We start from the raw sequence: 23,112 nt of genomic DNA on the forward strand, positions 1-23,112 counted from the left end.
AGGCTGGTTTTCACACAGCTTGCAAGGCTGTTTCTTATTACCGGATCACTTAACTTTTCTTACGCACATAAAGAACGAGATTGTGATCCACCAGCTCGAAGCCATGCTTCTTGACGATCGCTTTCTGCAGTTCTTCGATGTCCGAATCGAAGAACTCGATGACATCGCCCGTATCGACACACACCATGTGATCGTGATGGCCGCTATCGGCCAGCTCGAAAACCGCGTGGCCGCCATCGAAGTTATGCCGAACTACCAGCCCCGCCGCTTCGAACTGAGTCAGAACCCGGTACACGGTCGCCAGGCCGACATCCTCGCCGGCTTCCATCAGCGCTTTATAGACATCCTCAGCGCTCATATGGCGCTGCTCGGTCGTATCCAGCATCTGCAGGATCTTCACCCGTGGCAACGTGACCTTGAGGCCTGCTTTACGTAGTTCGCTATTCTCAACCATGTCTGCTTTCTCGCCGCTGCTGTTTCGCAGGCTCCTTCATTGCAGGTATCATCCGGGGCTTCGTTGCCCAGCCAAGATAGTGGAAGTCACCTAGCGATGCAAAAAACCAAGTTCCTGCTGGCCAGCCTCACACTCGTGGGCCTGTTCGGACTCGCCGGTTGCTCATTCCCCGGGGTTTACAAGGTCGACATTCAACAAGGCAATGTCGTAACGCAGGACATGATAGACCAGTTGCGTCCTGGAATGACCCGCCGCCAAGTGCGGTTTATCATGGGCAGCCCGCTCATTACCGATACCTTCCATGCCAACCGCTGGGATTACCTGTACAGCATCCAGCCGGGCGGCGGGCAGCGCTTCCAGGAGCGGGTGAGCCTTCAGTTCAACGAGGATGATCAGCTGATCGGACTCAGTGGCGACTTCATGCCCGGCGTCAGCCGCGACGAAGCCATTCTGGGCGAAGACGGAGCCGCCAACCCGACCCCGACAGCCCCCGCGCAACCAACCGACGAGCGTCCCGAGCCCGGTTCGCTGCTGGAACAGATTCAGCAGGACGTGGACGATGTTCGTGCGATTCCGGTTCCCAGCCCAGCGCCGATCGAAACGGAGCCGCGCTAAGCAACCACCGAAGCCCGACGATGTCGGGCTTTTCTTTATGCCGTATCGGCTTCAGCTAGTCGTCGCGACCGCCCCGTATCCGTGCGCGCGCAGCGCGCTGCTTGCGAACCTCCTTGGGATCGGCCCGCAGGGGTCGATAAAGCTCGATGCGATCGCCCGGCTCGAGCACATGCGTCTCGGGACTCGGGAGACGCTTGCCAAATAGCCCGAGTGGCATCGTCGACAGTTCCAGCCCAGGGAACTCGTCCTCCAGCCCGGATCGCTGAACGGCCTCCCTCGCCGTCGTGCCTTGGGGCAGTTGCAATTTCAGCAGCGCCTGTCGATCCGGCAAGGCGTACACCACCTCGATCGCAATCTCAGCCATACAGGGCCCGTGCACGCTCGCAAAAGGCATCGACCAGCGTATTGGCAGCCTGATTGAACAGCGGGCCCAGCGTCATCCGCACCAGGGGGCCGGCATAGTCGAAGCGCAAATCCAGATGAATCTTGCAGGCCTTCTCGCCCAGCGCCTTGAATTCCCAGATGCCGTGTAGCTGCTTGAACGGCCCCTCCTCGAGGGTCATCTCGATTCGCTTGCCCGGCTCGAGCGTATTGCGGGTCAATAGCTTCTGCTTCAACCCGGCCTTCTCGACCGTCATCTGGGCGCGCATGGTCGTTTCGCCGCTTTCCAGCACCTGGGTCGCCGAACACCACGGCAGGAACTCGGGGTAGCGCGCCACGTCGTTCACCATGTCGTACAGCGCCTCGGCCGAGTACGGCAGCAACGCAGAGCGTTGGATATGAGTCGTCATCATCGATCGCCTTATTGCTTGGCCAGTTCGGCCACGAACACCACCAGCACGCCTACCGGCGCCACCACGCGCATCGACCAGTAGACCAATGTGAACGCCAGAGGGCTTCGCATGTTCAGCTCGTCGCGTACGGTATCGCGCGTCAGCACCCAGCCGGCGAAGAGAACGAACGCCAATCCTCCCAGCGGCAGAAGGATGCGGCTGGTCAGGTAGTCGATGCTATCGAAGAAGTTACGTCCCCCTTCGGCGCCCCACTGGAAAAAGTGGAAGCCGTCCTCGGCGAACACGAAGAACTTCGCAGGCGCACCGACATTGAACGACAACACGGTCCCCATGCCGACCAGCCAGCACAGCATCGCCAGGACGGTGGTGATCGCCACTCGGCTCCGGCCGGTGCGCTCGACGAGATAGGCAACCGCAGGCTCGAGCATGGAAATCGACGACGTCCAGGCAGCGATGAGCACCAGCACGAAGAATACGGTGCCCATCACCTGACCGAAGGGAATGCTTCCAAACGCCACCGGCAGCGTGACGAACATCAATCCGGGGCCGGCACCTGGCTCCAGCCCTCCGGCGAAGACGATCGGGAAGAGCGCCATCCCCGCCGTCAGCGCCACCAGCGTGTCGAGAATGCCTACCGTCAGCACCGTCGCCCCGATGGAGGCCTGCCGCGGCATGTAGGAGCCGTAGACCATGATCGAACCGACGCCCACGCTCAGCGTAAAGAATGCGTGGCCCATCGCAGCGAGCAAGCCGTCGAGCACCTTGTCGGGCTGGAAATTGAAGAGGAAATGGAAGCCCTGCATGAAGTGACCGGTCGTGACGCTATAACCCAGCAGCATCAACAGCAGAACGAACAGCAGCGGCATCATCACCCGCAGGCTTTTCTCGAGCCCCGCGACCACCCCCCTGGCAATCACGAACCCGGTCAGCGCCATGAACAGCGTATGCCAGATCGTCAGCCGCCACGGATCGGCAGTCAGCCCCGCGAAGAGTGCGCCGGCTGCGTTGGCGTCGACCGATTGGAAGCGGCCCGTGCCCATGCCGAGAATGTAATCCAGCGACCATCCGGCGATCACGCTATAGAACGACAGGATCAACAACGCAGCGACCATGCCAATGAGAGCCGGCCAGGCAAATCGGGGTGACGCGCCGGCTTCGACCGCCAGGCTGCGCATCGCATTGACCGGACTCATGCGCGCCCGCCTGCCGATCAGCGTTTCCGCGATCATGATCGGCATGCCGACCAGGACGATGCACACCAGGTACATCATCACGAAGGCGCCGCCGCCATACATGCCGGTCATGTAGGGGAACTTCCAGATGTTGCCCAGCCCGACGGCCGAACCCGTGGCCGCCAGAATGAAGACCCAGCGGCTGGTCCAGGAGCCGTTGAGGGAAATCGCGTTGCGCGTCATGACCGGTCCAAAGGAAAAAGGAGCGCCATTCTCCGGAATTACCGACACCGCCTCAAGTTGACACGGTGGCACGGGGCCTTATCGCCAGCGCACGCGCGACTCCCTATAATGCGCCGCCTATGGCCAAACAGAAGAAACATCCCTCCGGGACGATCGCGCTCAATAAAAAGGCGCTACATGATTACTTCATCGAGCAGAAGTTCGAGGCTGGGCTCGCGCTTGCCGGCTGGGAAGTGAAAAGCCTGCGCGCCGGCAAGGCGCAACTCGTCGACAGCTATGTGCTGCTCAAGGATGGCGAGGCCTGGCTGCTGGGCGCGCACATCACGCCGCTGACCACAGCCAGCACCCATGTCATCGCCGACCCCACCCGCACCCGCAAGCTGCTCCTGCACAAGCGAGAGCTTGGCAAGCTGTTCGGGGCCGTCCAGCAGAAAGGCTACGCGTGCGTCGCCCTCGCGCTGTACTGGAAAAAGCACCTGATCAAGTGCGAAATCGCGCTTGCCAAGGGCAAGAAGGAATTCGACAAGCGCCATACCGAAAAGGAACGCGACTCCGCCCGGGAGATTCAGCGCGCGATGCGGACCAAGGGCAAGGAAGACTGATCCGTTCGCGCCCGCTCATGCAGGCGGCCGCGAGCAATGCCTTTCGATCGCAACCACTGTCTTCGACTCTGCCTCTATGAGTCGACCTTCGCCCCGCCTCGACGCAGGGCACGCGCCACCCGTTGCGCCTCCATCTGGCCCTGCGCCAACACTTCCTGTACGTAATCAATGTGCCGGTGCGAAATGGCCCGCGCCTCGTCCGCGCGCCGCTCGATGATGGCCTCGTAGAGCTCGCGATGCTGCTCGATCAGCATGTCGCGGGTTTCTTCGCGCAGTGCGTACATGCCGCCGATGTTCGTGACCACATTGCGCTTGAGCAGGTCGAACAGGCCGCGAATGGTGTGTAGCAGCACCGCGTTATGACTGGCCTCGGCAATGGCCAGGTGGAACCGAGCGTCTGCTGCCCCCTCCTCCGCCCGGGTTGCGGCGCCCTTGGCCGAATAACATGCCTGCAGCGCATCGAAGGCTGCGGTCAGACGCTCGTGATCCAGCGCCGTGGCGCGCAAGGCAGCGTAATACGCACAGGCGCCTTCGAGCGTGTGCCGAAACTCGAGCAGGTCTCGCTGCGCTTCGCTGTTGTTTTCCAGCAAATGAAGCAGCGGATCGCTGAAAGTACTGCCGAGCGATTCCGCCACGAAGGTTCCGCCGCCATGGCGACTGACCAGCAGCCCCTTGGCGGCAAGCTTCTGTATCGCCTCACGCAATGACGGTCGGGACACGCCGAACTGTTCCGCCAGTGCCCGCTCCGCCGGCAACCGTTCGCCCGCCCTGAGCGTGCCCTCGAGGATCATGGTTTCCAACTGCACGACGATGTCATCGGCCAGCCTTCGCTGGCGGACCAAGCCCACTTCCATACGCACCCACTGGTCTTACCACTACGATTGAGGGCGAAGCCTAGTCATCGCCCAGGTACTGCGCAAGCCTGACCGATCGCTACCAAAGTCTAGAGAGGCACTATTGACGCATGAATGACGAGACTCTTACCCTGACGCCTACCTGTTGTTAAGTGGTATTACCAATTTAGCGGCAGGCTTCAAACAAGAACGAAGAGGACTCCCTATGTCAGCTCATGCAACCTGCCACGCTCACAAACACAGACGACAGCCGTCGCGACGGGGAGCCTGACCATGTCCAGCGGCCTACTCGCCTTTCTCGCCTTCGCTCCCATTCTTCTCGCCGCCGTTCTGCTGATCGGCCTGCGCTGGCCCGCCAGCCGGGCGATGCCAGTCGTTTACCTGGCCAGCGCCCTGATCGCGCTGCTCGCCTGGGACATGTCCTTCGGCCGGGTCCTCGCCTCCACGCTGCAAGGCTTGGTCATCACGATCGGCCTGCTGTGGATCATCTTCGGCGCCATCCTGCTCCTGAATACGCTCAAGCATTCGGGCGGCATCACCGCCATTCGCGCGGGCTTCACCACCATCAGCCCCGACCGGCGCATCCAGGCCATCATCATCGCCTGGCTGTTCGGCTGCTTCATCGAGGGCGCCTCGGGCTTCGGTACGCCGGCCGCGATCGCCGCACCACTGCTGGTCGCCATCGGCTTCCCGGCGATGGCCGCGGTGCTGATGGGCATGCTGGTACAGAGCACCCCGGTCTCCTTCGGTGCGGTCGGCACGCCGATCATCGTGGGCATCAACAGTGGCCTGGACACCGCCACGCTCGGCGCGCAGCTGGCGGCGCAGGGATCGAGCTGGCCGGTCTTCCTCCAGCAGATCACCACCAGCGTCGCCATCACCCATGCGCTCGTCGGCACGGTGATGCCGCTGATCATGGCCGCGATGCTGACCCGCTTCTTCGGCAAGGAGAAAAGCTGGAAAGCCGGGTTGGAAGTAGCACCGTTCGCGCTCTTCGCCGGGCTGGCATTCACCCTGCCCTACGTGGCCACCGGCATCCTGCTCGGCCCGGAATTCCCGTCCCTGCTGGGCGGACTGATCGGCCTGGCGATCGTCACCACCGCCGCACGGTTCAAGTTCCTGGTACCCAAGACGGTCTGGGATTTCGCTCCCGCCGACACCTGGCCGAGCGAGTGGGTCGGCAAGGTCGAGATGAAACTGGACGAGCTGGCCGCCCGCCCGATGAGCGCCCTGCGCGCCTGGATGCCATACGTGCTAGTCGGTCTTCTGCTGGTTCTCAGCCGGGTGTTCCCGGAGGTCGGCAGCGCGTTGAAATCCGTTTCCATCGCATTCAAGGACATCCTTGGCCAGAGCGGCATCAGCGCCAGCATCGAGCCGCTCTACCTGCCGGGCGGCATCCTGGTCGCGGTCGTGCTGATCACCTACTTCCTGCATGGCATGCGTCCGCGTGAGCTGGTCGCCGCCGTCAAGGAGTCGAGCCAGGTCCTGCTGAGCGCCGGATTCGTCCTGCTGTTCACGGTTCCGATGGTGCGCATCCTGATCAACTCCGGCGTCAATGCCAGCGACCTGCCGAGCATGCCGATCGCCATGGCGCGCTACGTCGCCGACAGCGTCGGTGCGATCTACCCGCTGCTGGCGCCCTCCGTCGGTGCGCTGGGCGCCTTCATCGCCGGCTCGAACACGGTCAGCAACATGATGTTCAGCCAGTTCCAGTACGGCGTGGCCCATAGCCTCGGCGTTTCCGGCGCCATGATCGTCGCGGTCCAGGCCGTGGGAGCGGCCGCGGGCAACATGATTGCGATCCACAACGTCGTCGCCGCCTCGGCCACGGTCGGCCTGCTCGGCCGGGAAGGCCTGACCTTGCGCAAGACCGTTTGGCCTACGCTGTATTACGTGCTGATGACCGGCATCATCGCGATGATCGCCATCTACGCGATGGGGGTGACCGATCCCCTGGTCGGCATCTGAGGCGCAGCCCCTCGCGGCGACGCGAGGGGTGGTGGCGCGGTCGAGACGCCAGGAGCCGCTGGCACGCGAAACATCATCGGGGCGATCCAACCGCTCGCCCCGCTCATCCTGAAACCGGTGTGACTACATGATCATTTCATCCTCAACCGATTACCGCGCCGCGGCCAAGCGCAAGCTGCCGCCGTTTCTCTTCCACTATGTCGACGGCGGCGCCTATGCCGAATACACGTTGCGCCGCAACGTCGACGACCTGGCCAGCATCGCCTTGCGCCAACGCGTGCTGCGCAACATGTCCGAGCTGAGCCTGGAGACCGAACTGTTCGGCGAGCGGCTGTCGATGCCGGTGGCCCTGGCCCCGGTCGGCCTCACCGGCATGCTCGCCCGGCGCGGCGAGGTCCAGGCGGCGCGCGCGGCCGATGCGAAAGGCATTCCCTTCACGCTCTCGACCGTCTCGGTCTGCCCGATCGAGGAAGTCGCGCCCGTCATGCAGCGACCGATGTGGTTCCAGCTCTACGTGCTCAAGGACCGCGGCTTCATGAAGAACGCGCTGGAGCGGGCCAAGGCGGCGGGCGTCACCACCCTGGTGTTCACCGTCGACATGCCAACCCCGGGCGCTCGCTATCGCGACGCGCATTCCGGGATGAGCGGCCCGAACGCCGCCATGCGTCGCATGTTGCAGGCGATGACGCACCCCTTCTGGGCCTGGGACGTCGGCCTGCACGGCAAGCCCCATGACCTCGGCAACATTTCCACCTACCGGGGCCACCCGACCGGCCTGGAGGATTACATCGGCTGGCTCGCGGCCAACTTCGATCCGTCGATTTCCTGGAAGGACCTCCAATGGATTCGTGATTTCTGGGACGGCCCGATGGTGATCAAGGGCATCCTCGACGCCGAGGACGCCCGCGATGCGGTGACCTTCGGCGCCGACGGCATCATCGTCTCGAACCACGGCGGCCGGCAGCTCGACGGTGTGCTGTCCAGCGCCCGGGCGATGCCGGCGATCGCCGATGCCGTGAAGGGTGACCTGAAGATCCTCGCCGACTCAGGCATCCGCAACGGCCTGGACGTGGTGCGAATGATCGCGCTCGGCGCCGACGCCGTGATGCTCGGTCGCTCCTTCGCCTATGCGCTGGCGGCCGATGGCCAGGCGGGCGTCACCAACCTGCTGAACCTGATCGAGAAGGAAATGCGCGTGGCGATGGTGCTGACCGGCACCAAGTCCATCAGCGAAATCGGCCTCGATTCGCTGGTTCGCGAGATCGACCAATACCAGACGATCCGCCACGTCGACTGACCTGGGGCCGCGCGCTGCCGCGGCCCCATGCCTACCTTCCCCGGAGAGTCCGCATGCATGCTCCTGCCCTGCCGGCCGCCTTTCTGGCCGGTGTCGAACGGTCGATCCCGCGCGAACGACGCTTCGACGATCACCTGTCCACACTGGCCTACGGCACCGATGCCAGCTTCTACCGGTTGATTCCCAAGCTGGTGGTGCGGGTCGAATCGGAAGACGAGGTGGTCGCCCTGCTGAAGCTCGCCGGCGCCCAGGGCGTACCCGTGACGTTCCGTGCCGCCGGTACCAGCCTCTCCGGGCAGGCGGTCAGTGACTCGGTCCTCATCGTGCTCGGTGAACACTGGAATGGCCGGGACATTCGCGACGACGGCGCGCGCATCCGACTGCAGCCGGGCGTCATCGGCGCGCAGGCGAATGCCTGGCTGGCGCCGCTGGGCCGCAAGATCGGACCGGACCCCGCCTCCATCGCCACCTGCAAGATCGGGGGCATCGTCGCCAACAACGCCAGCGGCATGTGCTGCGGCACCGCGCAGAACAGCTACCACACCCTGGCGGGCATGCGGCTGGTGCTGGCCGACGGCACCGTGCTGGACACCGAGGATGCAGCCAGCGTCGCGCGTTTCAGAGAATCCCACGCTTCGCTGCTCGACCAGTTGGCCACGCTGGGCCGGGAGACCCGCGCCAACACGCCACTGGCCGACCGGATCCGGCACAAGTACCGGTTGAAGAACACCACCGGGCTGTCACTCAATGCACTCGTCGACTACGACGAGCCACTCGACATCCTCACCCACCTGATGGTCGGGTCCGAGGGAACCCTCGGTTTCATCAGCGCGGTGACCTACGACACCGTGCCGGAGCACCCCTTCAAGGCCAGCGCCCTGATCGTCTTCCCGGACGTGGAAACCTGCTGCCGCGCGGTGCCGGTGCTCAAGCAGCAGCCGGTGGATGCGGTCGAACTGCTCGACCGTCGCAGCCTGCGTTCGGTGCAGGACAAGCCGGGGCTCCCGGCCTGGGTGAAGGCACTTTCCCCGACCGCCTGCGCGCTGCTGATCGAGTCCCGCGCGGCCACCCACACGCTGCTTCACGAACAGCTCGACCAGATCCGCGCCGCGCTGGCCGGGTTTCGCGTCGAGCAGCAGGTCGATTTCAGCGAAGACCCGGTCGTCTGCGGCCAGCTGTGGGCGATTCGCAAGGGAACCTTCCCGGCCGTCGGCGCGGTGCGCCCGACCGGCACCACCGTCATCATCGAAGACGTGACCTTCCCGGTCGAACGGCTGGCCGATGGCGTCAACCGCCTGATCGGTCTGCTGGAAAAGCACCGGTACGACGAAGCGATCATTTTCGGCCACGCGCTCGAAGGCAATCTGCATTTCGTCTTTACCCAGGGGTTCGAAGACCCGGGGCAGATCGACCGCTACGACGCCTTCATGCAGGACGTTGCCCACCTGGTCGCCGTTGAATTCGGCGGCTCGCTCAAGGCTGAACACGGTACCGGGCGCAACATGGCGCCCTTCGTCGAGCTGGAGTGGGGCAGCGAGGCCTATCAGCTGATGTGGCGCATCAAGCGCCTGCTCGACCCGAGCGGCCTGCTCAACCCGGGCGTGGTGTTGAGCGATGACCCGCAACTGCACCTGAAGCACCTCAAGCCCATGCCTGCCGCCGATGAAATCGTCGACAAGTGCATCGAGTGTGGCTTCTGCGAACCGGTGTGCCCGTCCAACGGGCTGACGCTGACCCCGCGCCAGCGCATCGTGATGTGGCGTGACCTGCAGGCGCGGCATCGCGCCGGCCTCGATACGACGCAGCTGGAGGCCGACTACGCCTACCGCGGCCTCGAGACCTGCGCGGCAACCGGGCTCTGCGCGCAACGCTGCCCGGTCGGTATCAATACCGGCGACCTCGTGCGCAAGCTGCGCAGCACAGGGGCCGACAGGACGCACACGGCGAACTGGCTCGCCGATCATTTCGCGACGGCGCTCAAGGGCACGCGATTGATGCTGCACGTCGCCAACGGCGCGCACCTGCTGATGGGCACGCGCCTGCTCGGCCGGGCCTCGGCGACCGTCACGCGTGCAAGCGCCGGCAAGGTCCCCCAGTGGACACCCGCCATGCCGCAACCGCTCTACAAGCTGGCGCTGCCGCGTCCTGTCGAGAACGACAAGCCCCGCGTCGTCTACCTCGCCTCCTGCGTGTCCCGTGCCATGGGCCCGGCGGCGCGGGACCCGGAGCAAACGCCCCTGATCGACAAGACCCGCGCGCTGTTGGAGAAGGCCGGCTACCAGGTGGTCTTCCCCGACAACCTGGACAACCTCTGCTGCGGCCAACCCTTCGCCTCCAAGGGTTATGCCGAGCAGGCCGACCGCAAGCGGCAGGAGACCCTCGACGCCTTGCTCAAGGCGACGCGCGGCGGACTCGACCCGGTCTACTGCGACACCAGCCCCTGCACGCTGCGCCTGGTCCAGGAACTGGCCGACGAACGGCTCGACGTCTATGACCCGGTGCGCTTCATTCGCATGCACCTGCTCGATCGGCTGGACATCACGCCTCAGGACGCGCCGGTAGCGGTGCATGTCACCTGCAGCACCCAGCACCTCGGCGAAGGGGCTGCGTTGGTCGAGATCGCACGGCGGTGCGCACGGACGGTCGTGGTACCCGAAGGCATCCATTGCTGCGGTTTCGCCGGCGACAAGGGTTTCACCACGCCGGAGCTCAACGCCCATGCGCTGCGCAGGCTAGACGAGGCGGTCAAACAGTGCAGCGAAGGCATATCCACCAGCCGCACCTGCGAGATAGGCCTGACCCGCCATGGTGGCGTGGATTACCACGGGCTTGTCTACCTGCTCGACCGCGTCAGCAGCCCGCGTGCCGCACCGGCCGGCTGACCGAACGGTGTTGCGGCTTACACAGGAATGAAACACTCGCGGCGCGCGGCAGTCCCATTCTGTGAGCCCAGCACGCGAGGGCTCCATCCGCCCTTCCGATTCGCGCCATTGGCGCCGGCGAGGGTTCCCGAAATGCATGGAGGACTCACGATGAACCGTTTAGCCTTGCTCGCAGCCGCCGCGCTGCTCGCCAGTCCAGCCGCCTTCGCCGCAGACGAAAACCTCTGCCAACTCAACATGCAGGAGCTCGACGATGCGCTGGCCACTGACGTCACCATCGGCACTCCCGTTGAAGGCGAAGTGAAGGAATTGATGAAGCAAGCCAAGCAAGCCCAGCAAAGTGGCAACATCGAGGAATGCATCGTCCACACCACCAAGGCGTTGCAGTTGCTCGAACTGCCCGGCAGCAGCAGCGACACCGCCGGCGCAGGGTCAGGCGCCGGTAGCTGATCCGTAAAAGGCCTAGGCCAACGCACCGTTGGCCTTGCGTCTTGAAAACCGACGAGACGATGCCATCTTCACCTCTACGGATTCGACGCAGCCTTCTCATTGCCGTAGACTGCGCCGCCTGAACACCACCGCTTTTGGGGCCGATTAGGATTCGACGCCGGTAACGAAGCTCTAGGTGCATGCCGAGTTGGTAACAGAACTCGTAAATCCACTGTTGCAAACTTATAGTTGCCAACGACGACAACTACGAAGGGTACGCGCTAGCCGCCTAACCTTCATCTGGTCGCTTCGGCGCCAGCGGTCACTAGGGGATGCCTGTAAACCCGAAATGACCGTCAGATAGAACAGGATCGCCGCCAAGTTCGCTGCAGACGTAACGGCTAAATCTCATGCAGCTCGCCCAAAGCGCCCTGCCCATCGGGCCGCAATGGGTTAACTCAATAGATCGGGCTAAGCATGTAGTACCGACAGTGGAGAGCTGGCGGACGGGGGTTCAAATCCCCCCGGCTCCACCAAATAGCTGTTTAGATTTGTCTCAGACAGTCTGAGAAATACCCCAAGAAGCCCGCCCAGCGCGGGCTTTCTTGTTTTTGGCTATATCCCCTACTCCTATGCCTTCCTTTCGTGCGTCCCGCAGAGCGCATTAAATTACGGGACCTCTATACGCGCGCACCTGAGCGCGCGAATAGCGCGATGGTTAACACGACAATAAGCGGGTTAAAACGGTAGACCCTGCTGTTCGGAGGGTTGCTGGCGCTTCATGTCCTCCCCAAAGCCGGCCAACAGCGCGGCAGCTATTGTGCCGACAAGGTAGCTCATTGTCCGGCTCCGGAAATCACTGACCAACGATATGGAACTCATCACATCCAGCCTGCGCAGAGCGTCTCCGCCTGAGCTAACACAAGCTGGGCAGCCTCTTCCTGCTGGTCCGGCGGATATTTGTATTTGCGCAGGATGCGCTTGACCAACAGCCGCAGCTTGGCGCGTACGCTCTCGCGGTTGCTCCAGTCCACGGTCACGTTCTGCCGCAGGTTGCTAGTGAGCTCGTGGGCGATTTTGGCCAGGGTTTCGTCACCGAGTTCGCGTACAGACGCCTCGTTGTTGGCGAGCGCGTCATAGAAGGCCAGTTCGTCTTCACTGAGGCCAAGCTGCTCACCGCGGCGGGCGGCCGCAGCGAATTTCTTGGCCATTTCGATCAGCTCTTCGATGACCTGAGCGGTTTCGATGGAGCGGTTCTGGTAACGAGTGATGACGTTGCCCAGCAGCTCGGAGAACTTCTTCTCCTGCGCCAGGTTACTGGCAAAGCGGCTCTTGATCTCTCCTTCCAGCAAACGCTCCAGCAACTCGACGGCCAGGTTACGCTCCGGCAGGTTGCGCACCTCGGCGAGAAACTCCTCGTCGAGCAGGCCGATGTTGGGCTTGTCCAGCCCGACCGCCTCGAACACATCCACCACTTCACTCGATACCACGGCATTGCCGATTATCTGCCGTACGGCCAGGTCGCGCTCCTCGTCACTGTGCTTCTTCCGGCTGAAGTCGCGCTTGGTCAGCATCACCTTGATCGCCTGGAAGAACGCCACCTCCTCACGCACCGCCTTGGCTTCATCCAGCGTGCTGCAGAGGGTGAAGGCCTTGCTCATGGCCAGTGCGGTATCGGCGAACCGCTTCTTGCCATCCTCGAGGCCAAGTACGTGGTTGGCGGCGCCGGCCAGCAGCTTGTGGCCGCCGGTGAGGTAGTCGGAATAGTCGAAACCGAACATCAAGCCACGCAGCACGTCGAGTTTTTCTTCCAGCACCGCGTAGGCTTCATGCGCATCGACCGTGGGCCGGCCGCGGCCCTTGCTCGCGGTGTATTCCTTCAGCGCCGCCTTCAGCTCGTTGGCGATACCGATGTAGTCGACCACCAGCCCGCCCTGCTTGTCCTTGAACACCCGATTGACCCGGGCGATCGCCTGCATCAGGTTGTGGCCCTTCATGGGCTTGTCGACATAGAGCGTGTGGACGCAAGGCGCGTCGAACCCGGTCAGCCACATGTCACGGACGATCACCAGCTTCAGGGAATCGGTCGGGTTCTTGAAGCGTTTTTCCAGCCGCTTTTTCATCTGGCCGTTGTAGATGTGCGGTTGCAACAAAGCCTTGTCCGAAGCACTGCCGGTCATCACGATCTTCACCGCGCCTTTCTCAGGATCGGCGTCGTGCCAGTCCGGGCGCAGCCGAACGATCTCGTCGTACAGGTGCACGCAGATATCGCGGCTCATTGCGACCACCATCGCCTTGCCGGGCATCTGCCCCATCTTCACAAGGTCGAGGTTGCGCGCCTCGAAGTGTTCGACCAGGTCGGCCGCCACGCTGCGAATCCGTGGCTGCGCCCCGACCACCTTCTCCAGGGCGGCCCAACGGCTCTTCAGCCGGGACTGCTGGTCCTCTTCTTCGTCTTCAGCCAACTCATCGACCTGCGCGTCAATAGCGGGCAGCTCGCTTTCCTTGAGCGACAGCTTCGCCAGCCGGGATTCGTAAAAGATGGCCACCGTCGCGCCATCCTCCTTGGCCTGCTGCATGTCGTAGACGTGAATGTAGTCACCGAACACCGCGCGGGTGTCGCGGTCCTCGCTGGCAACCGGCGTACCGGTAAAGGCAACGAAGGTGGCGTTCGGCAAGGCGTCGCGCAGATGCTGGGCATAGCCGACCTGGTACCGGGTGGTCCGGTACGTGCCAGACGGCTCGGCGGCCATCGGCACCGTCGTGTCCGCTGAGGCATCATCGGCCATCCCGCCGGTCGCCTTCATTTGCGCCCCGAATCCGTACTGGGTGCGATGCGCCTCGTCGGCGATGACCAGGATGTTGTGACGCGTCGACAGCACCGGAAAGCTGTCCTCGTCCACGCCCGGCATGAATTTCTGGATGGTGGCGAAGACGATGCCGCCACTCGGTCGGTTGGCCAGTTTTTCGCGCAAGGCGCCGCGACGCTCGACCTGCACTGGCTGCTCGCGCAACAGATCCTGCGACAGGGAAAACACGCCGAACAACTGGCCGTCGAGATCGTTGCGGTCCGTGATCACGACGATGGTGGGGTTCTCCATTGCCGCTTCCTGCATCACGCGCGCGGCGAAGCAGGTCATGGTGATGCTCTTGCCCGAGCCCTGGGTATGCCACACCACCCCGCCCTTCTGCGAGCCACCCGGACGCGAGGCCAGAACCACCTGTTCGATTGCCGAGCGCACTGCATGGAATTGGTGGTAACCGGCGATCTTCTTCACCAGCGCTCCGTCCTCCTCGAACAGCACGAAGAAGCGCAGGTAATCCAGCAGGCGCTCCGGCGCGAGCACACCGCGAACCAGCGTCTCCAGCTCGTTGAAGGCTCCGAGTGGGTCTACCTGCTCGCCGTCGATGGTGCGCCAGCGCATGAAGCGCTCGTAATCGGCCGACAACGAACCCATCCGCGCCTCGCTGCCGTCGGAAACCACCAGGATTTCGTTGTAGTGGAACAGGTCGGGAATCTGCTCCTTGTAGGTCTGCAACTGGTTGAAGGCCTTGTAGAGGTCGGCATTCAGATCAGCTGGGTTTTTCAGCTCCAGCACCACTAGCGGCAGGCCGTTGACGAACAACGCCACGTCCGGTCGGCACTTCTTGTGCCCCACCACGGTGAACTGGTTGACCGCCAGCCACTCGTTGGCGGCGACCGCCTGCCAATCGATCAGCCGTACGAAATCGCCGCGCGTCTCGCCGTCCTTCTGGTATTGCACCGGCACACCGTTGACCAACAGCCGATGGAACAGACGGTTGGCCGACAGTTGTGCCGGCACGCCCAGCTCCAGTACCTGACGCAAGGCATCCTCGCGGGCAATGGCAGGTACCTGCGGATTCAACCGCCCAATGGCCGAGCGAAGATGCTCGGCCAGCACGACTTCGCGATAGCTGCCGCGTGCGGGCGCAGCGCTCTCCGGGGCGATGTCCGGCTCATACACATGGGTGTAGCCCACCTCGCTGAGCCAGCCGAGGGCTTCCTGCTCCAGTTGGTCTTCGGTCATTACTGCTCGATCCGTGTTGCCGCCACAGCGGCGCCTATCCCTATCGGCCTGGCCCGATCAATCCAATACCTGCCAGTGCCCACCCTTGTTCGCGCCTACTCGCCGCAACCGTCCGGCGGCTTTCAGTTTCGCCAATTGCTTCTCGACCGCCCGCGACGACAAGCCCAGCCGTTGCGCCGCTTGCCGGGCACTCAGTTCGGGCCCCTGCTTCAGCAACTCGAGTAACCGCTCGCTCGAGCCTCTAGCCGAACGTTCTTCCGAACCTTGTTCCGCACTTTTTTCCGTACCTGCTTCCGATCGCAGACCGATCTGCAGCGCGTCATGGAGCGCAGCCAGCATAAACAGCGCGAACGGCGTAGCCTCGGCCAGACGGTCCGCCTCCGCCAGCGCTGCGTAATATTCGTCCTGCCGATCCCGGATGACGCTTTCTACGGGCAACCAGGCGAGCACCGGCCTCCAGCGGCTGAGCAATAGCGTTTGCCAGAGCCGCCCCATGCGCTCTTTGCCATCGGCGAAAGGATGGATGAATGCGAATTCGTAATGGAAGACGCAACTGGCGATCAGCGGATGCAGGTCTGTCTCCGCCAACCAGCCCAACAGGTCGTCGACCAACTGCGGTATTCGGCTTGCAGGCGGTGCCAGGTGCAATAACCGCTCGCCACGGTAGATACCCACGCCACCGCTACGCAACCGGCCAGCGTCATCAATCAGTCCCCGCATGAGCAACTCGTGGGCCTGCAACAGGTGTTCGCGTCGAGTTGGCTCCCAGCCTGGCATCGCCTCATAGGCGGCAAACGCATTGCGGACTTCCTGGATTTCGCGCGGTGGCCCCAGCACTGGCTTGCCATCGATGACGGCCGTCACCTGTTCAACGCTCAGGGTGTTGTTCTCGATGGCCAGCGACGCCTGAATGGTGCGGATGCGGTTGCCGCGGCGAAGCTTCGGTGTCAGCGCCGCCTCATGCCTGGCTGAAAGCCGCCCGACCAACTCGCCGATTTCCGCGACGCACGCCAACATGGTGGCTGTCAGCGTCAGGGGTGGCTGGTATCCCGTCATGCGCAGGCCTCCGAAAACAGCGTAGCCAACTCCGGCTTACCCGCGACGCTGCTCGTCAACTCCAGGCGACCCTCCTCCAGCTCGAACGGCACGACCCAGAGCGTCAGCTTGCCTTGCTCGAAGACAAAGGGTTCGAGCGGCGCGCGAAAGCGCTCGGTCGAGGGATAGATCAGTACCAGCTCGCCTTCGCCCGGCAGGTAGCGATGCCCGTAGGCAAACAGCTGGTAGAAATCAGCCTGGCTCAGGCCGTAGTGGTTCTTGCGATCTCCCGCGTTGAGCAGCTTCCACTTGGTATCCAGGACCCAGGTCTGTTCGCCGTCTTTGAGCAACAGGTCGGGCCGGAGCTGGAAGAAGTCATCCGTATCATGCGTGCAGAGGTACTTGCTCCGGCGCTGCGGCAACAGCTGGGCACCGGCAGGCAACTCCGCCCGCAACAGAACCTCCACGTATTGCTCGAACAACCGCTCCATGGGGAACAGCAGGCTGATACCCCGCCAGTCGCCCGTCACCGACAATGGCGACTGCTCGCCGAGGATGAGTTCGCACCAGGGCCTTACCGGCGCGTAATGGGCCATCAGCCTGTCGTTGCGCCACTTGTTGAAGTCCTGCCGCAGGTCACGACTGGCCGGAATCTCCTGCAACAGGCTGCGCAATTCGTGCCCCAGGCGCCAGTTGCCCGGCTCCTGCGTGCTCTGGCAAACCTTCTCCAGCGCCCGCTTGAGCAAGCGGTTCTCGGGCCGGTCCGGCAGAAGGATATCGTGGCGAATCTGGAAATGGTGCTGGCGACCGGGGGGCTGGCGCATCTGCCCCACCACATTCAGTTGCCCGCGCAGAAAGCGCTGTTCTTCCTCAACCCGCTGGTAGTCGAAACGCAACCCACGCTTGACCAGATAATCCAGCGCCTCGAGAAACTGGCGCATCACCCATTCGGACAACGGCGCGTCGAACAGCTGCAGGTCCGCCGCGCCTACCTTGCGATTCGGCAATCGCAGCGCGGCCTGGATCATCCGCTGCAACAGCGTGCGGCTCTCTTCCCGGCAGCCGTCGCGCTCGGTGTGCTTGGGCAGGATTTCCAGCCGCGTGCCGCAGGGCGTTTCGATCACGCCAACATAGCTGTCCAGCTTCAGCGCCCGGCTGCCGTCCTGCTGCACCAGCACCGAGGCGCCGCCACGGCTGAACGAGACGCTGAGTTCGCACAGATAGTCGAAGGCGCTCTGCGGCACCCGGGCACGGTCCAGCGAGCCTGCTTCGACCGGGTCGGTCGTCAGCCGGGCGTATTCGCGGACGGTGATGATGTCGTTCAACCCTGTTCGCCTATGGCCGCGATCACGCGCGCGCCCAACTGTCGGGTAGTCAGCGGTGCGCCCTGTGCGTTGACAAGCTCGACGCACAGCTTGGCAGCCAGCTCGCGCAGGGCTGGCTTGGTGACCGGCTCACACTTGCCTGCCCGCCACACCTGGATAGACCCGGACACCAGCCGTTTGACGGTGCAACCGTCGTATTCGACCTGCTCCTCAGCGGATTCCTGCAGAACCGACTCTGCATCGGTGATGCCGCGGTAAGCTTCTGGCCGCTCGAACGCTTCCTCATTGACGCACCAGGGCAGGCTGTGTGCTGGCAGGTCTACCGCTGGGCCCAGAAGCGCAGCCGTATCGAGCTTTCTCTGGTACACGAAACAGTCCGATGCAGCCTTGCGATGGTCATTCAACACCCACTGGATGCGCTGCCAATCCTCGAAGAAGTACTCCTGAAGCAACGGCAACACCTGGTTACGAAAGATGTCCGCCAGCCGCTCAAGGCGCGGATCGTTGACCAGCGGCATGAAGTAGGCATGGCCCAGGCAGTGATCACGGTCGAGCAGCAATTCGATGCGCTGGTTCATCACCTCCAGCAGCCGACCGATATCCACCCCGGCCACTGTGCAACCCTCGAGCAGATCCGGCTGTGGCGGCATCTCGCGAAATACGAAACGACGGCGCAGCGCGATATCCAGCCCAGCCAACGAGCGGTCGGCGGTGTTCATCGTGCCGATCAGGTAGACGTTGTCCGGCACGCTGAACGGCTTCTTCGAATACGGCAGTTCGACGCTCAGCGCCTCGTCTGCCCCCGCGCGTTTGCTGGGCTCGATCAGCGTGATGAGCTCACCGAAGATACGGGATACGTTGCCCCGGTTGATTTCATCGATGATCAGCACATGGGGCTTGCGTTCGGCGGCTTCCGGTGCCACCGGCCGTACCGGCTTCACCCCCTGCTTGTCCAGGTAGCTCACCAGATCCGCCCAGCTGAAACGCGCCAGGTGATAAACGGTTTTCAGCGTGAACTGGCGATTGTCGTTGAGCGGCTGGATTGGCTGGTACACGTCGCGGTACACCCAGTTCACCGGGCGCACGTGCTGATAGTCGCCAATGACCCCGGCCGGCACCTGTTGCTCATAGCGATAGTCACCGGTCACCACCCCGACCGCGCCGATCTCGTCGGCCGAGTGGATGCACAGCAGCACATCGCCGACGCTGATACCCTCCGAGAAGTATTGCAGGGTGCCCTTGTCCCCTGCGCCCAGGCGTTCGTAATACTCGGTCAGCGCCGGTTTGTCGCGAAGATCACCGGTCTCGCCCCAGCCTATGCGCGCCTCGCCGTGCTCCAGGCAATAGCTTTTGGTTGCCGACGCGCCGGTGCCGTTGATGGAGATCTTCCAGATGCGCGGGTTGCTGCGCACGCCTGCGTCCGGCTGCGTCCCATGGGTGCGGGCGTCGTCGCAGATGCGCTTGAACACTCCGGGTTCGACGTTGTAGGCCAACTGGCCTTCATCGCCGGTTTCGGCGCGCAACCCTTCCACGAAGTCCTCGTAGCTGAAGCTCTGGTGGAAGGTGACTAACCGCACCTGACCGACCTTGGCGAAGGCATCGAATCGGTTCTTGAGTGCGCGGCGATCTTTGCGATGCTCGGCCAGAAAAGCAGGGTCAAGAATCTCAAGCGCCGTATCAATCGTGGCGAACGTCTTGCCAGTGCCAGGCGGGCCGAACAGTATCTGATTGAGTGGCTGGTTTTCGGGCTGCCTAGGCGCAGCGCCCACGGCCTCGTCCGCCACAACCGGGCCATCAGCCTGTAGCGCTTGTTGATAACTAAGCCATTGCTTCAGCCCGGCATGAATGTTTGGACGATTCTGCGTCGCATCTCCGATTTCAGAAAACTGCCCGCCGGGACCATAGTGGCCGTAGATCTGGTGCAGTACGTCAAGGTTGTTAACCAGGAATACGTCCTGCCCGTAGTGTTTGCTGACCATGTTCAAAGCTGAAACATAGCTATTGGCAGTATTAACGGTCTTTCCCGAGTTGAGCATCCAAGCCTTGAATTGCTTTACGACGTCCTGGTTCATTTGGCTTCCTTGGATTCAGCGCTGGGGAAAAGCCCTATCCGACCGGAGATCAGCCGGGGCAGGAGCGTGTCGCGCAGTTGGGTGAGGGCTTGGGCTTGGGCGTGATTAGCGGCAATTTTCTGCTGCACGACGTCCACTAGTTCAGCGAACACGTTAGCCACCTCGGCAGTTGGTACGACCACAAGGTAACGACCGAGAACGTCGTTCTGGATACGCTGCCGTCCGCTGGTACCTGACATGCTCTGAATCGCATGATCACGGAAGGCAGGATGACGTGATAGCAGATACCCGTGATACGCAGGCAAAGGCTCCTTTGGCCGCAAAACGACAAATTCGGTTGAGCCCCAACCAACTTGGCCAGCTCTTAGAAAATCAACGAATGCGGTTTTGCCATTTTCAAGACAGGGCGTGATTCGTGCGAGCAAGGTGTCGCCGTTGACGAACTTGCTACCCGAGCCCATCTCTCGGTCAGTCGAGCCATGAACCGTATGGCCCTGCGTACCGACACTCGCCATGTCGACATACGGGGCTCTCTCACCTTTCCTGAGTTTACGGACGGGATTTATTTCATACGCGTCCGCAAGAGTGTGAAAGCTCCACCCCTTCGGCACCAACCCCAGCCCGGACTCTTCGAAGCTATCGGGGAACAGGGCGGCGGTGGTGGCGTCCATGCCTTCCGGCTGGCGGCCTTGGGCCTTGGCGCGCACGGGGTCGAAATCGACGAACCAGGATTTGAACAGCGCCTGGGCGATGGCTTCCAGGGTGGCGTTGGTTTCGCGTAGCAGGGTGATGCGGTCGTCGAGAGTCTTAAGGATCCGAGCGCCAGCTTTCTGCTGATCAACGGGCGGTAGTGAGACCCGAACCTTACGCAACTCGCTTTGCTTGATTCCAACAACAGTTGTACCAGTTGCCCGAGCTCTCAGTTGATCAAGCATTTCCTCTGTCTGCAGCAAATACAAAAGGTAAGTGTTATCCAGCACCCCTTTTTTGCCTCGCAAAGTAACTACGCGCTGAGCAAGAGCAACCTTCTCAGGCCCCAATTGGGCAGCTTCCCCCAGAGGTGCCTCAACAGTAAGCACCACGTCCCCTTCCAATGGAACTCCACGGCGCATCCATGAGTCGTAGTTGTCTATCGCAATAAATTCAGTCGGTGTCTCGATTCGACCGCCTTTGATGATTTTCGCGGTAATGAGTGGAATCCCCGAACTGGTTTTCGCTGGTGTTTTGCCGCGGTAGTCGATCAGTGCGTCTAGGCATTCTTCTAGTGGTGCAGAGGTCCACTCAGAACTCATACCCCAGCCCCCCCAGCTTCTGCCGAATCAACTGATCCAGCTCCGCCCCCTTCCGCATCTGCTCGCCCAATTGCGTGGTGAGCCGCTGCATCTTCTCGGCAAAGGCTTCGTCGTCATCCTCCACCGCTTCGGCGCCGACATAGCGGCCCGGCGTCAGCACATGCCCGTGCTCGGCAATTTCGGCCAGGGTTACGCTGCGGCAGAAGCCGGGGATGTCCTGGTACTCGGGCAGGGCTTGTTGCCCCTCACCCCGGCCCTCTCCCCCGAGGGGAGAGGGGGTGTCCAGCGGCTCGCCACGCCAGGCGGCGACGGTTTGGGCGATGCGGTCGATATCGACATCTGTGAGTTCGATCTGTACGCGGCTGACCGAGGTGCCGAGTTTGCGGGCATCTATGAACAGCACCTCGCCGGCGCGGGATGTGCCCTCGCCCTCACCCCCGCCCTCACCCCCAGCCCCTCTCCGGGGGGAGAGGGGAGTTGTTTGTTCTTGCGCAGGAACCACAGGCAGGCGGGGATCTGGGTGTTGAAGAACAGCTGGCCGGGCAGCGCGATCATCACCTCCACCACGTCGGCCTCGACCATCGCCTTGCGAATCTCGCCCTCGCTGTTCTGGCTGGAACTCATCGAGCCGTTCGCCAGCACGATGCCGGCACGGCCGTTGGGCGCCAGGTGGTAGAGCATGTGTTGCAGCCAGGCGTAGTTGGCGTTGCCGGCCGGCGGTGTGCCGTAGGCCCAGCGCGGGTCGCCTTCGAGGCTGCCGTGCCACCAGTCGCTGATATTGAACGGTGGGTTGGCTAGGATGAAGTCGGCGCGCAGATCCGGGTGCTGGTTGCGTACGAAGGTGTCGGCCGGCTCCTTGCCGAGGTTGAAGTCAATGCCGCGGATCGCCAGGTTCATGGCCGCCAGGCGCCAGGTGGTGGGGTTGGATTCCTGCCCGTAGATGGACACGTCCCCCAACTTGCCGCCGTGGGCCTCGATGAATTTCTCCGACTGCACGAACATGCCGCCCGAGCCGCAGCAGGGGTCGTAGACCTTACCGACGTGCGGGTTGAGCACGGCGACCAGCGTCTTGACGATGCTGGCGGGCGTGTAGAACTGCCCGCCCTTCTTGCCCTCGGCGCTGGCGAACTGGCCGAGGAAGTATTCGTACACCTGCCCGAGCAGGTCGCGGGCCTTGTTGGCGTCGCCTCCGAAGCCGATGGTGGAGATCAGATCGATCAGCTCGCCAAGCTTGCCGTCCGGCAATTGGGCTCGGGCGTAGCGCTTGTCGAGGATGTTCTTGAGCCTGGGGTTTTCCGCTTCGATCGCGGCCAGGGCATCGTCGATGCGCTTGCCGATGTCGGCCTGCTTGGCATTGGCGCGCAGGGCTTCCCAGCGGGCCGCTTCCGGCACCCAGAAGACGTTCACTTCGCGGTAGTAATCGCGATCTTCCAGCTCGGCGGCGAGCATCTCCGCGTCGCCGTCCAGGTAGTAGTCGTCCTGCTCGTCGGCGAACCGCCGCTCCAGTTCGGCACGGCGTGCGGCGAAGCTGTCGGAGATGTACTTGAGGAAGATCAGCCCCAGCACGATGTGCTTGTACTCGGCGGCATCCATGTTGGCGCGCAGCTTGTCGGCAGTGGCCCAGAGGGTTTTCTCCATCGCTGCGAGGCTGGTAGCAGGCTGCGGCTTGGCGGGTTTGGCCTTGGTTGCAGCTTGTCCCGGATAGCTTGCCGGCGCCTCAGCCATGCCCTCCTCGCGACGTTTGCGCGCGTTGTCTAGAGCCTGGTCCGCTAGGCTGAAGCTAGTGATCGAAGCGCGGGATACGGAACCGCCGCGCCCGCGCCCTTTGCGCAATGCTCCCTGTGCTATCAGCTCATCACGAGCAGCGCGGAACTGCCCCTCACTCAACCCAGCGAACTGGCCTTGCAGGCGCGATAGCAGCGTTTGATTGCCGATGCTGCTGCCATCGGCGGGAACGACCGCAAGCAATGCCCGAGACAACGTGGCCAAATCTGTCATGCGTAACTCCTCGTGCGCTTCCATCCAGTAG

The 23,112-nt window shown here is 62.9% G+C and carries 16 protein-coding genes, 1 other RNA gene and 1 pseudogene; 7 read left to right on the forward strand and 11 right to left on the reverse strand.

Annotation, left to right across the window (positions count from 1 at the left end; all coding sequences use genetic code 11):
• Positions 1 to 49: 49 nt before the first annotated feature.
• Positions 50 to 454, reverse strand: a complete 405-nt coding sequence (fur, locus tag D7325_RS11860; protein WP_120995936.1) for a ferric iron uptake transcriptional regulator — start codon at positions 452 to 454, stop codon at positions 50 to 52.
• Positions 455 to 550: 96 nt separating this feature from the next.
• Here fur and D7325_RS11865 point away from each other — a divergent pair, with 96 nt between their 5' ends.
• Positions 551 to 1,069 (forward strand): outer membrane protein assembly factor BamE, encoded by a 519-nt coding sequence (locus D7325_RS11865; protein ID WP_120995937.1) that lies wholly within the window; start codon positions 551 to 553, stop codon positions 1,067 to 1,069.
• A gap of 55 nt (positions 1,070 to 1,124) precedes the next feature.
• Here D7325_RS11865 and D7325_RS11870 read toward each other — a convergent pair whose 3' ends face one another.
• Genes D7325_RS11870 through D7325_RS11880 form a run of 3 tightly spaced genes read right to left on the reverse strand, consistent with a single transcriptional unit; the run spans position 1,125 to position 3,278 of the window.
• On the reverse strand, positions 1,125 to 1,433 hold the full coding sequence (locus D7325_RS11870; RefSeq protein WP_120995938.1) for an RnfH family protein: 309 nt from the start codon (positions 1,431 to 1,433) through the stop codon (positions 1,125 to 1,127).
• On the reverse strand, positions 1,426 to 1,860 hold the full coding sequence (locus D7325_RS11875) for a type II toxin-antitoxin system RatA family toxin (RefSeq protein WP_120995939.1): 435 nt from the start codon (positions 1,858 to 1,860) through the stop codon (positions 1,426 to 1,428). Before D7325_RS11875 ends, D7325_RS11870 begins: the two co-directional genes overlap by 8 nt.
• 11 nt (positions 1,861 to 1,871) lie before the next feature.
• Entirely contained in the window at positions 1,872 to 3,278 is a 1,407-nt protein-coding gene (locus D7325_RS11880) for a sodium-dependent transporter (protein WP_120995940.1), read from the reverse strand.
• A gap of 119 nt (positions 3,279 to 3,397) precedes the next feature.
• Here D7325_RS11880 and smpB point away from each other — a divergent pair, with 119 nt between their 5' ends.
• Positions 3,398 to 3,880: an SsrA-binding protein SmpB gene (smpB, locus tag D7325_RS11885; RefSeq protein WP_120995942.1), complete on the forward strand. Its 483-nt coding sequence runs from the start codon at positions 3,398 to 3,400 to the stop codon at positions 3,878 to 3,880.
• Positions 3,881 to 3,954: 74 nt separating this feature from the next.
• Here the strand turns inward: smpB and D7325_RS11890 are convergent, their stop codons facing one another.
• Complete coding sequence (locus tag D7325_RS11890) at positions 3,955 to 4,734, reverse strand: FCD domain-containing protein (RefSeq protein ID WP_120995943.1); 780 nt, start codon at positions 4,732 to 4,734, stop codon at positions 3,955 to 3,957.
• 273 nt (positions 4,735 to 5,007) lie between these two features.
• Between D7325_RS11890 and D7325_RS11895 the strand changes: the two genes are divergently transcribed.
• The 5 genes from D7325_RS11895 to ssrA all read left to right on the forward strand — a co-directional run bounded on the left by D7325_RS11895 (position 5,008) and on the right by ssrA (position 11,846).
• Positions 5,008 to 6,702, forward strand: coding sequence for an L-lactate permease (locus tag D7325_RS11895; RefSeq protein ID WP_120995944.1), 1,695 nt, complete (start codon positions 5,008 to 5,010; stop codon positions 6,700 to 6,702).
• A 127-nt stretch (positions 6,703 to 6,829) separates the two neighbouring features.
• Positions 6,830 to 7,999, forward strand: coding sequence for an FMN-dependent L-lactate dehydrogenase LldD (gene lldD / locus D7325_RS11900; RefSeq protein WP_120995945.1), 1,170 nt, complete (start codon positions 6,830 to 6,832; stop codon positions 7,997 to 7,999).
• A gap of 53 nt (positions 8,000 to 8,052) precedes the next feature.
• A complete protein-coding gene (locus tag D7325_RS11905; RefSeq protein ID WP_120995946.1) occupies positions 8,053 to 10,881 on the forward strand; it encodes an FAD-binding and (Fe-S)-binding domain-containing protein in 2,829 nt (942 codons plus the stop codon).
• 150 nt (positions 10,882 to 11,031) lie between these two features.
• A complete protein-coding gene (locus D7325_RS11910) occupies positions 11,032 to 11,331 on the forward strand; it encodes a hypothetical protein (protein WP_120995947.1) in 300 nt (99 codons plus the stop codon).
• A gap of 136 nt (positions 11,332 to 11,467) precedes the next feature.
• Positions 11,468 to 11,846, forward strand: a transfer-messenger RNA (tmRNA) gene (ssrA, locus tag D7325_RS11915).
• Between the two features lie 345 nt (positions 11,847 to 12,191).
• Here the strand turns inward: ssrA and D7325_RS11920 are convergent.
• The 6 genes and pseudogenes from D7325_RS11920 to D7325_RS11945 all read right to left on the reverse strand — a co-directional run bounded on the left by D7325_RS11920 (position 12,192) and on the right by D7325_RS11945 (position 23,081).
• Positions 12,192 to 15,359 (reverse strand): type I restriction endonuclease subunit R, encoded by a 3,168-nt coding sequence (locus D7325_RS11920; RefSeq protein WP_120995948.1) that lies wholly within the window; start codon positions 15,357 to 15,359, stop codon positions 12,192 to 12,194.
• A 57-nt stretch (positions 15,360 to 15,416) separates the two neighbouring features.
• Positions 15,417 to 16,415 carry a Fic family protein gene (locus D7325_RS11925; RefSeq protein WP_120995949.1) on the reverse strand — a complete coding sequence of 333 codons (999 nt, stop codon included), beginning with the start codon at positions 16,413 to 16,415 and terminating at the stop codon, positions 15,417 to 15,419.
• Positions 16,412 to 17,719, reverse strand: a complete 1,308-nt coding sequence (locus tag D7325_RS11930; RefSeq protein WP_120995950.1) for an McrC family protein — start codon at positions 17,717 to 17,719, stop codon at positions 16,412 to 16,414. The genes D7325_RS11925 and D7325_RS11930 overlap by 4 nt, the downstream gene beginning before the upstream one ends.
• The gene (locus D7325_RS11935) at positions 17,716 to 19,791 is read right to left on the reverse strand and encodes an AAA family ATPase (protein ID WP_245962071.1); all 2,076 of its coding nucleotides are present in this window, start codon (positions 19,789 to 19,791) and stop codon (positions 17,716 to 17,718) included. The genes D7325_RS11930 and D7325_RS11935 overlap by 4 nt, the downstream gene beginning before the upstream one ends.
• Positions 19,788 to 21,083, reverse strand: coding sequence for a restriction endonuclease subunit S (locus D7325_RS11940; protein WP_120995952.1), 1,296 nt, complete (start codon positions 21,081 to 21,083; stop codon positions 19,788 to 19,790). The genes D7325_RS11935 and D7325_RS11940 overlap by 4 nt, the downstream gene beginning before the upstream one ends.
• A pseudogene (locus D7325_RS11945) lies at positions 21,073 to 23,081 on the reverse strand (class I SAM-dependent DNA methyltransferase). Before D7325_RS11945 ends, D7325_RS11940 begins: the two are co-directional and overlap by 11 nt.
• Between the last annotated feature and the right edge of the window lie 31 nt (positions 23,082 to 23,112).

The organism is Stutzerimonas urumqiensis (genome assembly GCF_003640395.1).
GTDB classification, from domain to species: domain Bacteria; phylum Pseudomonadota; class Gammaproteobacteria; order Pseudomonadales; family Pseudomonadaceae; genus Stutzerimonas; species Stutzerimonas urumqiensis.